At 52.6% G+C, this 12681-nt stretch carries 13 protein-coding genes; 3 read left to right on the forward strand and 10 right to left on the reverse strand.

Features of this window, described 5'->3' with window-relative positions:
• Window positions 1-7: 7 nt before the first annotated feature.
• The 9 genes from GALF_RS09860 to GALF_RS09900 form a co-directional block, all read right to left on the reverse strand.
• Window positions 8-1105: a methyl-accepting chemotaxis protein gene (locus GALF_RS09860; RefSeq protein WP_150102602.1), complete on the reverse strand. Its 1098-nt coding sequence runs from the start codon at window positions 1103-1105 to the stop codon at window positions 8-10.
• A gap of 181 nt (window positions 1106-1286) precedes the next feature.
• Window positions 1287-1652 (reverse strand): response regulator, encoded by a 366-nt coding sequence (locus GALF_RS09865; RefSeq protein WP_013293914.1) that lies wholly within the window; start codon window positions 1650-1652, stop codon window positions 1287-1289.
• A 289-nt stretch (window positions 1653-1941) separates the two neighbouring features.
• Window positions 1942-3192, reverse strand: coding sequence for a sulfate adenylyltransferase subunit CysN (gene cysN / locus GALF_RS09870; protein WP_013293915.1), 1251 nt, complete (start codon window positions 3190-3192; stop codon window positions 1942-1944).
• Between the two features lie 2 nt (window positions 3193-3194).
• Window positions 3195-4100 carry a sulfate adenylyltransferase subunit CysD gene (gene cysD, locus GALF_RS09875; protein ID WP_013293916.1) on the reverse strand — a complete coding sequence of 302 codons (906 nt, stop codon included), beginning with the start codon at window positions 4098-4100 and terminating at the stop codon, window positions 3195-3197.
• Window positions 4101-4143: 43 nt separating this feature from the next.
• Window positions 4144-4842 (reverse strand): phosphoadenylyl-sulfate reductase, encoded by a 699-nt coding sequence (locus GALF_RS09880; protein WP_013293917.1) that lies wholly within the window; start codon window positions 4840-4842, stop codon window positions 4144-4146.
• Window positions 4839-5351 carry a DUF934 domain-containing protein gene (locus tag GALF_RS09885; RefSeq protein WP_013293918.1) on the reverse strand — a complete coding sequence of 171 codons (513 nt, stop codon included), beginning with the start codon at window positions 5349-5351 and terminating at the stop codon, window positions 4839-4841. Before GALF_RS09885 ends, GALF_RS09880 begins: the two co-directional genes overlap by 4 nt.
• A 2-nt stretch (window positions 5352-5353) precedes the next feature.
• A complete protein-coding gene (locus GALF_RS09890; protein WP_013293919.1) occupies window positions 5354-7093 on the reverse strand; it encodes a nitrite/sulfite reductase in 1740 nt (579 codons plus the stop codon).
• Window positions 7094-7324 carry a hypothetical protein gene (locus GALF_RS09895; protein ID WP_013293920.1) on the reverse strand — a complete coding sequence of 77 codons (231 nt, stop codon included), beginning with the start codon at window positions 7322-7324 and terminating at the stop codon, window positions 7094-7096. It lies immediately after the preceding gene.
• Between the two features lie 9 nt (window positions 7325-7333).
• The gene (locus GALF_RS09900; RefSeq protein ID WP_013293921.1) at window positions 7334-8119 is read right to left on the reverse strand and encodes a sulfite exporter TauE/SafE family protein; all 786 of its coding nucleotides are present in this window, start codon (window positions 8117-8119) and stop codon (window positions 7334-7336) included.
• Between the two features lie 107 nt (window positions 8120-8226).
• On the opposite strand from GALF_RS09900, the gene GALF_RS09905 reads away from it, so the two are divergent.
• The 3 genes from GALF_RS09905 (at window position 8227) to GALF_RS09915 (ending at window position 11036) form a co-directional block, all read left to right on the forward strand.
• Entirely contained in the window at window positions 8227-9168 is a 942-nt protein-coding gene (locus GALF_RS09905) for a CysB family HTH-type transcriptional regulator (protein WP_013293922.1), read from the forward strand.
• 91 nt (window positions 9169-9259) lie between these two features.
• A complete protein-coding gene (locus GALF_RS09910; RefSeq protein WP_013293923.1) occupies window positions 9260-9838 on the forward strand; it encodes a hypothetical protein in 579 nt (192 codons plus the stop codon).
• Window positions 9839-9878: 40 nt separating this feature from the next.
• A complete protein-coding gene (locus GALF_RS09915; protein WP_013293924.1) occupies window positions 9879-11036 on the forward strand; it encodes a response regulator in 1158 nt (385 codons plus the stop codon).
• Window positions 11037-11117: 81 nt separating this feature from the next.
• Here GALF_RS09915 and murJ read toward each other — a convergent pair whose 3' ends face one another.
• On the reverse strand, window positions 11118-12656 hold the full coding sequence (murJ, locus tag GALF_RS09920; protein ID WP_013293925.1) for a murein biosynthesis integral membrane protein MurJ: 1539 nt from the start codon (window positions 12654-12656) through the stop codon (window positions 11118-11120).
• Window positions 12657-12681 lie beyond the last annotated feature (25 nt).

Raw genomic sequence — 12681 nt, forward strand, 5'->3', positions numbered from 1 at the left:
CCGCCCGTTAAAACAATTCAATTTTTTGCTGTGAAGAACTCGGAGGATTGTGTGCTGCGCCGACTACTGCGTCGTGAATAGTGCGCTGATGATCCATGACATAGCCCTGATAGATCTGTTCGAAGTGATCCTTAATCGAGGCTGAGCTTGAAAAATCCTTGTTACGCATCATGTCGACCATCTGCACTACATGCGCATCGAGCCGTGACAAAGCCCCCTGCACCTGTTCAATCTGCTGGCGCGTCACGTCCTGAAACTGAATACTAGCCAACACCTCCATGAACATGGAAGACAAGGTCGTGCTGGTTTCTTTGAGACGGGAGATCATTTCCTCATCACGCTGCATCAGGCGATGATAATTACCGCTCATGCTGTCCAGATGGGATGAAAAACTCTCCAGAACCTCTTTTTCTTGACCCGTGCTCTCGTGCTCAAGTTTGTTTTTGAACTGTTCTTCGATGGTTTGCGCAACGCGGCCTATCCCCTGCTGAATTTCTGATACCGCAACATCCGTTTCACCTGACAACTTGCGTACCTCGTCAGCCACTACGGCAAAACCGCGCCCGACCTCACCGGCACGCGCCGCTTCAATCGCCGCATTAAGCGCCAGCAGATTGGTTTGCGAAGAAATCCCCTTAATCATATCGATCAGCGATGTCATCGAGCGAGCCTGCTGCACCACGACAGAAATGCTTTGACGGTCGGCTTCAAATTCAATGAAGCGATTTTGTATATACTGATTGAGATTTTCGATCAATTGTACGTTAGAGCTGACGTTCCTCTCGCCCGACTGTATCATCAACTCCGCATCTTGAGCACCGCTGGAAACTGTGGACACCAGATCCTCGATCACCCCGTCGATGAGTTGCAGTCGTTCGACAATCCCGAACGCCGAACGCTCCGTCTCCACCGTAATCGCGTGCAACTGGTCATTGAGCAGTTGGGTCAGCGTAGGCAGATGACTCAGATCGCTGGCCACGTTATTGATAATCGCCTCAAAACTGGCAACTTTTTTCTGCAAATCAAGCTGAGTCGAGCGCATCCCCAGCAGCCGGTCTTGAAAAATCGCCAGCGAAACCATGTTACTGACAAGAAAGCTGCCCAAAACGATGATCAGCGTTCCGGCCTAGTCCGCCACTCTATCGGTCATACCAGTTGCCGCATGCAGCCAATCATGAAAGGGCGTATGCAACAAATAGACCGCCGCCGCACAGGCCCCCGCCGTCAGCAGTGCAACCACAACCTGTCGCAACTTAATTTGGCGCGAGTTTAATAACATATCGGGATTATTTAACGACGAGTTTGATAGTGCCTATTAATTGCTCCGCATTCACCGGCTTAACCAACCAGCCGGATGCCCCCGCAGCTTTGGCTTCGTCGCGCTTCGATTGTTGCGACTCTGTAGTCAGGAACAGAATTGGCATAAAACGGTGATTAGGCAATTTCCGCACTTCACGGATAAACTCGATACCATTCATGCCGGGCATATTCAAATCGGTGATCAGCAGGTCCGGCTTGAGTCCGCCTTTAAGCTTAGCGAGCCCTTCTTCTGCGCTAGCCGCCTTTTCGGTCGCATAGCCAGCTTTGGACAGAATTGCGCTCATACTCAACAAAATAGTGACGGAGTCGTCGACGAGAAAAATGGTTTTCATGATAGTGCTTATTCCTTTTAAAAAATTACCGCATAGTAAGCGCAGTATATCGGGACGCGCTCAAAATCCAAAGCCAAAAATTATTTTCCAGCGACAGTCGCCGCCCCCCTGCAAACGGACAGCGCAGTTGCTATTACCTCGCGCCATTTACAGAACCGACAATCCACTCACACCGCCGCAGGCGAAATAGCGATGCGGCCGATAATTTTTTGAACTACGCAAAACCTGATCGTCAGACGTTAAAAAGCCCGGCAATCCCGGGCTTTTTAACGTCTGACGATCAGAAAAGCTAGCAGATCATCCCGGCGGCAACCGTATTGTTAGTTGCCTCATCGATGACGATAAAGCTGCCACTCGCACGGTTACGCTTATAGTGGTCCGTCACCAGCGGCAGTTGCACCTTCAGTTTTACATGCGCAATATCGTTCATGTTCACCACAGGATTCGCGTGCTGCTCGAGCGTATTCACATCCACACGGTAATCGATGCTGGAAAACAGGCATTTAGCGGTGCGCGTTGTGTGCTTGACCAGATATTTGCGGTTCTTGTCCAAAGGCGTCTCCGACAACCAGCACAGCATTGCGTCGAACTCTTTGGTCACCGCCGGCAGATAATCCGCCTTGACGAACATATCGCCACGCGAAATATCGATCTCGTCTGCCAATGTGATGCAGATTGATTGCGGCGCACACGCGGTTTCAAGATTGCCGTCCAGCGTGACGATTTCCTTGACGCGACTGGTGCGGCCTGCCGGCAGCACGGTGATTTCATCGCCCACCGACACAGATCCTGCCTCAATACGCCCCATAAAGCCGCGAAAATCGTGATACTCCTCGGTTTGTGGACGGCATACCCATTGCACCGGATAGCGAAAATCGGTCGTATTCACGTCATGGTCGATCTCGACATTTTCCAGCAATTCCATCAGGGTCGGCCCCTGATACCAGGCCAGATTTTCACCTCGATCGACCAGCATATCGCCCACCAGCGCCGACAGCGGCACACAGGTTACGTTGTGCAGCCCCAGTTGTGCCGCAAAAGCCAAATATTCGGTGCAAATTTCGTTGAAACGCGCCTCCGAATACTCAACCATGTCCATCTTGTTGACTGCCAGCACGATGTGCGGGATGCCGACGAGTGATGCCAGATAAGTGTGACGTCGCGTCTGCACCAGCACGCCGCGGCGCGCATCGATCAAAATCACCACCAGATTCGCAGTGGACGCCGCCGTCACCATATTGCGGGTGTATTGTTCGTGTCCTGGCGTATCGCCGATGATGAACTTGCGTTTTGGTGTCGCGAAATAACGGTAGGCCACATCGATGGTGATGCCCTGCTCGCGCTCGGCCTGCAGCCCGTCGGTCAGCAAAGACAGATCGACCGCTGCCATACCGCGTTTCTCGGAAGTTTTCGAGATCGCAGAATACTGGTCTTCAAAGATGGATTTCGAATCGTGCAGCAGGCGGCCGATCAGCGTGCTCTTGCCGTCATCGACTGAACCCGCGGTGATAAAACGTAGTAATTGTGTCGTGTCAGTCATGATTAAAAGTACCCTTCCTTCTTGCGCAACTCCATCGAAGCATCCGATGTCTGATCGTCCATGCGGGTCGCACCCCGTTCGGTGATGCGTGTGGTGGCCGTCTCGGCAATAATTTCCTCGACGTTGCGGGCTGTCGATTCGACTGGCGCCGTACAGGTCACATCCCCTACGGTACGGAAGCGCACCGAGAGCACTTCGACTTTTTCGCCGGGTTTAGGCTGCACCAGATCCGACACCGGAATGACCGAACCGCCACGGCGTATCACTTCGCGCTCGTGCGCGTAATAGATGCTCGGAATATGCAAGTTTTCGCGGCCGATGTACTGCCAGATATCCAGTTCAGTCCAGTTGGAGATCGGGAATACGCGGATATTTTCGCCGGCATGCACGCGCGTATTGTAGATATCCCACAACTCGGGGCGCTGATTCTTGGGATCCCACTGACCGAATTCATCGCGGAACGAAAAAATACGCTCCTTAGCGCGCGCTTTCTCCTCGTCACGGCGTGCGCCGCCCATACAGGCATCGAAACCGAATTCTTCGATCGTCTCCAGTAGCGTAACCGACTGAAACGGATTGCGCGGCAGATCGGGATTCTTGATCACGATCGTACCCTTCGCGATAGAGCCTTCCAGCGAACGCACAATCAGGCGCTCGCCCAGATCAGCTGCCAGCTTGTCACGGGTCGCGATGACTTCCGGAAAGTTATGTTCGGTGTCGATGTGCACCAGCGGAAAGGGAAACTTGGCCGGCCGAAACGCTTTTTCGGCCAGTCGCAGCATCACGATAGAATCCTTGCCGCCGGAAAACAACAACGCAGGATTTTTGCACTCCGCCGCGACTTCGCGCATGATGTGGATGGATTCAGATTCGAGCGCATCCAGATGGGTAAAAATACGATTGCTCATGGTTTCTTTCTATTAAATCAATTTTGATGAATTGAAACTCAAACTACGATAATTTCGAAATCTTGCCTGCATGCAGGCCGCATTCTTTGCCATCTGCACTCTCCCACCACCAACGACCTGAACGAATATCTTCGCCGGGCGTCACGTTACGGGTACAGGGTGCACAGCCGATGCTGGGATAAAACCGATCATGAAGCTTATTGTAAGGCACATCGTGCTGTTTGATATATTCCCAAACTTCGGCATTGGTCCAATCGAGCAACGGATTGAGTTTATGTAAGCCCTGATCCGCATCATACGATGAGACTTCCAAGGTGCCGCGCGTGACGGCCTGATCGCGGCGCATGCCGGTAATCCATGCACGCTTACCCGTCAGCGCGCGCTTCAACGGCTCGACCTTGCGAACAAAGCAGCAGGCTTTGCGCTTCTCCACGCTGTCGTAAAATCCGTTCACGCCATTTTTTGCGACCAGCGTTTCAACCGATGCGGATTCAGGAAAATACACGGTCAAGGGTACGGCATAGCGCTCGCGCACTGCCTGCATCAAATCATACGTTTCCTGCGGCAGCCGTCCGGTATCCAGACTAAACATCGCAATTTCCGGCTGAAACTGAGCAATTAAGTCGGTCAGCACCATATCTTCCGCACCCAGACTGTTGGCAAAGGTAACCGCGCCAAACTCAGCGACAGCCGAGGCCAACAGCGCTTTAACCTGCTCAACTTTCACTTGCAGATCGCTCATGCGACACCTCGCGATACACGTCGAAACAAAGGCTCGTGCTGATCGACGGATGCCTGATAGTTTTCCGAAAAATCGCTCAACGCTTTGAGTGCATCGTTGATATTTTTATCCGGGCGTACCGCAAAAGCGTCAAAACCCACGCGCTGCATGTAATACAACTGGTCGCGCAACACATCACCAATGGCGCGCAATTCGCCCTTGAATCCTAGTCGCTCGCGCAACAAATAAGCGAGGGTGTAACCGCGTCCATCGGCAAATTTCGGAAAATCGACTGCGATCACGGGGAGTGTTGCAACCTCGTCCGGATTCAACAATTCGGGTCGGTCGCAGCTTGCCAGCCAGACGCCCACATCAATGCGGGCTTTCAGTGTTTCGCGCTGCGCCAGCCACACTGCCAACGGCACGATCACAGAACCTGAGGGCACCATCACGCTGTCCGGCGTCTGATCATCCGCAAGGCGTAACACGCACCAGCCGTCCTCAACGATCGTTTTGTTTTTAATGATCATTTTTAAAACCTCGGTGAATAATAGGGCATGTCATACGGCACGCCGACTTTCAGCAACTCATAGTCGATGCCAGCCAGTTCCTTGTCATTTTCAACTTCCGTTGCATACACGTAAGTTTTAAACGGCTCGAATCCGAGACGACGCACGGTGTCAATAAAACGCTCGTCGTCATACCTGTTTTCGACATAAACCGTCAGCAGCCGGGCTAAAACCTCCGGAATTTGTCCGAATGAGAACGAACGTCCGATCACTTTACCGATGGAACTGTCATTGCCCTGCGCGCCGCCGATCGAGACCTGATACCACTCTTCGCCGTCTTTATCTACGCCGAGGATGCCGATATGCCCGATGTGGTGATGCGCACAGGCGTTGACGCAACCGGAGATATTAAGATCAATCTCGCCGATGTCGTGCAAGAAGTCGATATCATCGAAACATTCGGCAATCGCACGTGCTAACGGAATCGAGCGCGCATTCGCCAGCGTGCAGAAATCGCCTCCCGGACAGCAGATGATATCGGTCAGCAAACCGATGTTCGGTGTCGCCAGCCCCAACCCTTTCGCGGACTGCCACAGTTCAAACAGGTCCGCTTGCTTAACGTCAGCCAGCACCAGATTCTGCATATGCGTCACACGCAGCTCACCGAAGCTATAACGTTCGGCCAGTTCGGCAGCGGCATCCAGTTGTGCTGAGGTCGCATCCCCCGGTGCAATGCCGGTTTTTTTGAGCGACAGCACCACTGAGGCATAACCTGCCACCTTGTGCGATTTGACGTTGCGTTGCAACCAGTTGGCGAAGGCCTTGTTATCGTTTTGCAACGCATCCAGATCGCTATCCGGCAAAGTCTGATACGGCGGAGCAGTAAAGCAGGCGCTCACACGATCCAGTTCCTGTTGCGTGATAGTGCAAGGGCCGCCGCGCGTAAATTGCCAGTCGGCTTCAACCTGACGGCGAAACTCCTCGATGCCGAGCGCTTTGACCAATATCTTGATACGCGACTTATACATATTATCGCGGCGTCCGTACTGGTTATAGACACGCACGATGGATTCGACATAGGTGATCACGTCCTGCCAGGGCACAAACGCACAGATTTCGGTACCGATAACAGGCGTGCGACCAAGGCCTCCGCCAACCAGCACGCGAAAGCCCACTTCACCCTGATCGTTCTTAACCACAGCCAGCCCAATATCGTGAACCGCGATTGCCGCACGATCATCTGAAGCGCCGGTGATGGAGAATTTAAACTTGCGCGGCAGAAAACCGAATTCTGGATGAAAGGTACTCCACTGGCGCAGTATTTCAGCATAGGGGCGCGGATCGACGATCTCGTCCCGCGCTACGCCTGCAAATTCGTCACAGGTGATATTGCGGATGCAATTGCCGGAAGTCTGAATCGCGTGCATTTCCACACTGGCCAAATCGGCGAGAATATCGGGTGCATCGGGCAGCTTGATCCAGTTGAACTGGATATTCTGGCGCGTCGTAAAATGCCCGTAATCACGGTCGTATTTACGGGCGATATGCGCGAACATGCGCACCTGTTCACTTGATAGCAAACCATAGGGAACGGCAATACGCAGCATATAGGCGTGAATCTGCATATACAGGCCGTTTTGCAGACGCAGAATACGAAACTCGTCTTCGGTCAGTTCGCCTGACAGCCGGCGTTCAACCTGACCGCGAAACTGCGCGACACGCTCCGCGATAATCTGATGATCAAATTGATCGTAACGATACATTTAAACTTCCTCATCCGGATAACGTTTCGATACCGGCAGCAACAAGGCGGCCGCCAGCGGAAATTTCGCACCGTAAGCCAAAATTTGCGCCACGTCCGAATCCTCATCGTGACGCAATGCCGCGCCTATATAAGCGTGTTCGCCGGTTTGACCGACCACAACGCCGATGCGCCCGCCGCAGCCGTTGAACCAGCTGACCGTTTTAGGTTTGTTGGCTTTATTTTCACTCATGATTCTTCCTTATTTGTAGAACACCATCTTTAAACCGATAATCAGCAGCATCACCGCCAGCAGCGGGCGCAAAATTCGTTCCGGCACCCGGGCGCTCAGATGACTGCCAATGTAAATCCCCGGCAGCGAACCGATCAGCAGACTACCCAGCAACACTAAATCCACGGTACCGAGTGCCAGATGCCCCATGCCGGCAAAGGCGGTCAGCGGCACCGCGTGGGCGATATCCGTGCCGACCACCTTGACAGGTGACATGCGCGGGTACAAAAACAGCAACGCCACCGTACCCAGCACCCCGGCACCGATCGAGGACACCGTCACCAGTGCTCCTACCACCACGCCGGTTGCGATCGTTGCTCCCGGCAGATAGCGATGATGCAACTCATACACTCGCCCGTCACGGCTGCGACCGAGCTTCTTGATCTGTTCCTTGAACAGCAGCACAACTGCGGTAAGCAACAGCGCGATGCTCAGCACACTGGTAACTACGCTACGCAGCACCTTTTCATCGAGCGCCAAATATTTAAGCAGCAATATCGTCACCAGTGCCGCAGGCAGACTCCCCATCGCCAGCAACCCGACCACTTTCCACTCTACCGTGCCGCGACGACTATGTACCCATGCGCCCAGTGTCTTGGTCAGCGAAGCATACAACAAGTCGGTCCCGACCGCCGTCGCAGGCGACACGCCAAAAAACATCACCAGCAAAGGCGTCATTAGCGAACCGCCACCGACCCCGGTCACACCGACAATAAGACCGACCAAAAAGCCGGATAAGGTATACATCCAATCCATCAGGTAAATGCCCAGTAAATTCAGGCGCGCATTTTAACCCAGCGCTATCGATATGTTTAATGAATTCCTGTTATCATTTTATAACCAAATAGAATATAGGCAAGATCATGAACCTGCAACAATTGCGCTACCTCAACGAAATTGTACGGCGCGACCTGAAAATTTCCGATGCGGCCGCAGCCCTTTTCACCTCACAACCCGCAATCAGCAAGCAAATCAAATTGCTCGAGGAAGAACTGGGCATCGAAATTTTCGTACGCAACGGCAAACGCATCGCCGCCATCACCGAGCCTGGCAAAGGACTGCTCGCGATCGCACAGCGCATGCTGCTGGATGCTGAAAATTTTAAGCAATTTGCTCAAGAATTTCACTCCAAGGATACCGGCCAGTTGACCATCGCCACCACCCATACTCAGGCACGCTATGCCCTGCCACCCGTAGTGAAACAGTTTATCGAACGCTACCCCAAGGTTAAGCTGGGATTGCATCAGGGCACCCCGACACAGATCGCCGAACAAGTTTTACACGGCGAAGCCGACCTCTGCATCGCGACCGAAAGCCTGTCAAGCTACGAGGGCCTCGTCACCCTGCCCTGCTACGACTGGCATCATTGCGTGATCACCCCGCCGGGACATCCGCTACTGAAAATCCAGACACTCACGCTAAAAGACATTGTGCAGTACCCGATCATCACTTATGACCACGCTTTTTCCGGACGCAGCAAGGTCAACGAAGCCTTCGAAAAAGCAGGGCTCACCCCCGACATCGCCCTGACGGCTATCGATGCGGACGTGATTAAAACCTATGTCGAACTCGGTCTTGGTATTGGCATCCTGGCCGAAATTGCCTTCATCCCCGAACGGGAACTGCATTTGCGCATGATGAACGCCCGACACCTGTTTAAACCCAGCACCACGCGAATTGCGATACGCAAAAACGAATACCTGCGCGCCTACACCTACGAATTTATCGAACTGTTTGCCCCCCACCTGACCCGCAAGGTGATCGCGGAGGCAATGCGACTGTCAAATTTTCCGAAAACACCCTGAATAAATAGCAGGCACGCCGAACCAATAGAGCGCGATAACGGAAGTTTTGGTAGACTTACGATTTGTAAGTCTTTATCCGGAAAAATACCGCATGCCCGATCTTAATTCGCCGCCGATAGCCCCCTCGATTGCCAGTCGTCCGGACCTTGACTGGAGTCAGGTACGCGAGACCATATTGATGCTGAATCTGTCTATGACGCAAATCGAAATGGCGCTGCATGACTCGTCAAGTTCCGTCGGCGAACTGACAGACTCTTTCACCTCCATTTCAGGGGCGCTCGACGCCATACAGCAAGTAGCCGGCTATTTACCCGATGTGCCTGAAATTCAGTCCGCAAAAACAGAGATTGCATTGCTGGGTAGCGAAGTTAGTAACAAGGTCGGACAGGCCATCGTCGCTTTTCAGTTTTACGACCGTCTCTCGCAACGATTATCACAGGTATGCCGGAATCTTGACGATTTGGGGGTACTGGTCAACGATCCGGTCCGCCTATACAACCCTTATGCATGGGTTGCGTTACAGCAAAAAATTCGCTCCAAATATGTCACCGAAGATGACAAGCATATGTTTGATACGCTGATGGAAACCCGCGATGTGCAAAAGGCGCTTGCCGAATTCATGAAACGAAAGCGTGAACAGCAACCCGACGGCGACATCGAACTGTTTTAGAGCTGAACACTGCCTCATTTTGGGCGAAGAGGAATGAATTGTGCGAAATAACAACTGGCCGGACGTCACAGGAAGAGTTCTGGTTGTCGATGACGACAAAATTACCCGCATCCTGCACCGGACACTGCTATCCAATCAGTTCGATGTCGAAACGGCCTCTTCGGGAGAAGAGGCATTAAAAATGTGCCAAGAGCGCCTGCCAGACCTGATCCTGCTGGATGTCATCATGCCCGATATGGACGGCTACAAGACCTGCATGCAAATCCGCGAATTCACAGACATCCCCATCATCTTTGCAACGGGCAATGAAACATTGGAGGAGCATATGGCCGCCTTCGATGCGGGAGGAGATGACATCATCACCAAACCGGTGACCAAAGAAATATTACTACGTAAAATTTCACGGGCAATTGCGCGTAAGCATGAGACGCACAATCTGCAAAGTGAAAAAAACTCCCTGCAAAATATGGCGATGAATTTTCTGTCGGCCGTCGGTGAGAGCGGTGTGTTACAGCAATTCATGCAGGCGAGCCTGATCTGCGGCACACCGAGGGATCTGGGAAATCAACTGGTCGAAGCGATCAAAAATTTTGGTCTCGAATGCAGCGTGCTAATTCGCGACAGCAATGAAGAAGTGATCCTGACTTCACACAACAACCCCAGCGAAATCGAAAAAGCGATCCTCTTGCAGTCCACCGGCATGGGGCGAATCTTCCAGTTCAAGCAGAAAATCGTCGTGAACTATGACCATGTCTCAGTGATCGTCAATAATATGCCTATGGACGATGATGAGAAATCAGGTCGAGTGCGCGACAACATCACTATGCTTGCCGAAATGACTGATAGCTTGTGCGACAACGTGCTGATGCGCCAAACCTCACACTCACTGGCCGAACAATTTCAAATTGCCATGTCAAACAGCTATTCCACACTGGAGACACTCAGGGAGTTGAATCAGCGTGCTCAGGTTGACACGCGCATACTACTGCAAGAACTGGTCGACAACGTCGAAAAAACTTTCACCTGGCTGGGCACCAGTCGCAATCAGGAAAAGATGATCAGCGAAACCATGTTTGTCTCGGTTGATAAAATTCTCGCCTTGCTGGAGTCCGCAGGTAGTCAAAGCGACGAGACGTTAAACGAGGCGTTGAATTGCCTTCGCAACGGCAATACAGAAGGAACGGTCGATCTTTTTTAAGACTTTTCGGTTCACATAGATTCACGGCAATATAACGTAAACTTCCGTCCGATAACCTTAACCCAGAGCCGGCTCCCTTGATCAGGAAATCGCGCGACGGGAAAAATCTCTGGGCCGGAACCCTAAGACCGCGAGCACGGCGAAATACACCACGACGCCGCCGACCACCAAAACCGCCAACCGGACGATGCGCTCCCAACCGCCGCCAGCAAGCCAACTATCCTGCGACCCCATACCGAACCAGAGCGTGAGCCCTAGGGCCGTGACGGCTACCCCCACCTTAGCAAAGTACCTACCCCAACCCGGTTCAGGCTGATAAATGCCTTTTTTGCGCAGAAAATAGAACAAAATTGCAGAATTCAAACACGCACCCAGCGCAATTGACAAGGCCAGACCCGCATGAGCAATCCAGCCGATAAACAGTGCATTCATCGCCTGCGTCGCGATCAGCGTAACGATACCGATTTTAACTGGTGTCTTAATATCCTGCCGCGCATAAAAACCGGGCGCTAATATCTTCACCAGTATCATTCCTATTAGGCCGACACTGTAACCCACCAGTGCGTGACTGGTCATGAGCACATCACTGGCCAGAAAAGCGCCGCGCTGAAAAAAAGTAGACAACAGTGGCACTGCGATCATCCCCAAAGCCAGCGCAGAGGGAACCGCCAGCATAAAAGTCAGGCGCAGCCCCCAATCGAGCAATTTGGAATACTCAACCGTATCCCGGCTTGCATGGCATTTTGATAGCGAGGGCAACAAAATCGTACCAAGCGCAGCGCCCAGCATCCCGGCGGGAAATTCCATCAGTCGATCGGCGTAGTACAACCAAGAGACGCTACCTGCCACCAGAAAGGACGCAAAAATCGTATTGATGATCAAACTGATCTGGGCGATGGAGACACCGAAGATCGCCGGCCCCATTTGTCGCAAGACGCGGCGCATCCCTTCATCTTTCCAGTTGAAACGAAAGCTCGGCAGCATATCGATCTTCTTCAGGAACGGCACCTGAAAAGCCAGTTGCACGACACCCGCGATAAACACAGACCAGGCCAGCGCCATCACAGGAGGATTGCAATACGGTGCCAGCCATAGCGCACCGCTGATAAAACAGACGTTTAGCAAAATCGGCGCAAAAGCCGGCACCCAGAATTTATTGTAGGTATTGAGTATCGCGGCCGCTACGGCCACCAGAGAAATGAAGAAGATGTAAGGCGAGGTAAATCGCAGCAACTGCACGGTGAGTTGAAATTTTTCCGCATCCTGCACAAAACCCGGCGCGCTGATATAGACGAGAATAGGCGCAGCAATAATGCCGATCGCCGTGACGATGAATAAAATTATCGCCAGCATGGTGGTGACATGATCGACCAGAAGTCGGGTTTCTTCATGCCCGCGCCGGTTACGGTATTCGCCGAAAATCGGCACGAACGCTTGCGAAAATGCCCCTTCGGCAAACAGCCGGCGTAACAAATTGGGAAGCTTGAAGGCAACAAAGAACGCATCGGTTGCCATACCGGCACCAAACACGCGCGCGATCAGAATGTCACGGGCAAAGGCTAAAATACGCGACACCAGCGTCAAACCGCTGATCGTCGCTAACGACCTGAGTAAATTCATACCTTCACGCGCAACTGCGCAACGG

The organism is Gallionella capsiferriformans ES-2 (genome assembly GCF_000145255.1).
Taxonomy (GTDB): Bacteria; Pseudomonadota; Gammaproteobacteria; order Burkholderiales; family Gallionellaceae; genus Gallionella; species Gallionella capsiferriformans.

Bases quoted from the DNA above. Each gene is read 5' to 3' on its own strand.
- GALF_RS09865 (WP_013293914.1), bottom strand. From the start codon at position 1,652: ATGAAAACCATTTTTCTCGTCGACGACTCCGTCACTATTTTGTTGAGT.
- cysN (WP_013293915.1), bottom strand. From the start codon at position 3,192: ATGACTGACACGACACAATTACTACGTTTTATCACCGCGGGTTCAGTC.
- cysD (WP_013293916.1), bottom strand. From the start codon at position 4,100: ATGAGCAATCGTATTTTTACCCATCTGGATGCGCTCGAATCTGAATCC.
- GALF_RS09880 (WP_013293917.1), bottom strand. From the start codon at position 4,842: ATGAGCGATCTGCAAGTGAAAGTTGAGCAGGTTAAAGCGCTGTTGGCC.
- GALF_RS09885 (WP_013293918.1), bottom strand. From the start codon at position 5,351: ATGATCATTAAAAACAAAACGATCGTTGAGGACGGCTGGTGCGTGTTA.
- GALF_RS09890 (WP_013293919.1), bottom strand. From the start codon at position 7,093: ATGTATCGTTACGATCAATTTGATCATCAGATTATCGCGGAGCGTGTC.
- GALF_RS09895 (WP_013293920.1), bottom strand. From the start codon at position 7,324: ATGAGTGAAAATAAAGCCAACAAACCTAAAACGGTCAGCTGGTTCAAC.
- GALF_RS09900 (WP_013293921.1), bottom strand. From the start codon at position 8,119: ATGGATTGGATGTATACCTTATCCGGCTTTTTGGTCGGTCTTATTGTC.
- GALF_RS09905 (WP_013293922.1), top strand. From the start codon at position 8,227: ATGAACCTGCAACAATTGCGCTACCTCAACGAAATTGTACGGCGCGAC.
- GALF_RS09910 (WP_013293923.1), top strand. From the start codon at position 9,260: ATGCCCGATCTTAATTCGCCGCCGATAGCCCCCTCGATTGCCAGTCGT.
- murJ (WP_013293925.1), bottom strand. From the start codon at position 12,656: ATGAATTTACTCAGGTCGTTAGCGACGATCAGCGGTTTGACGCTGGTG.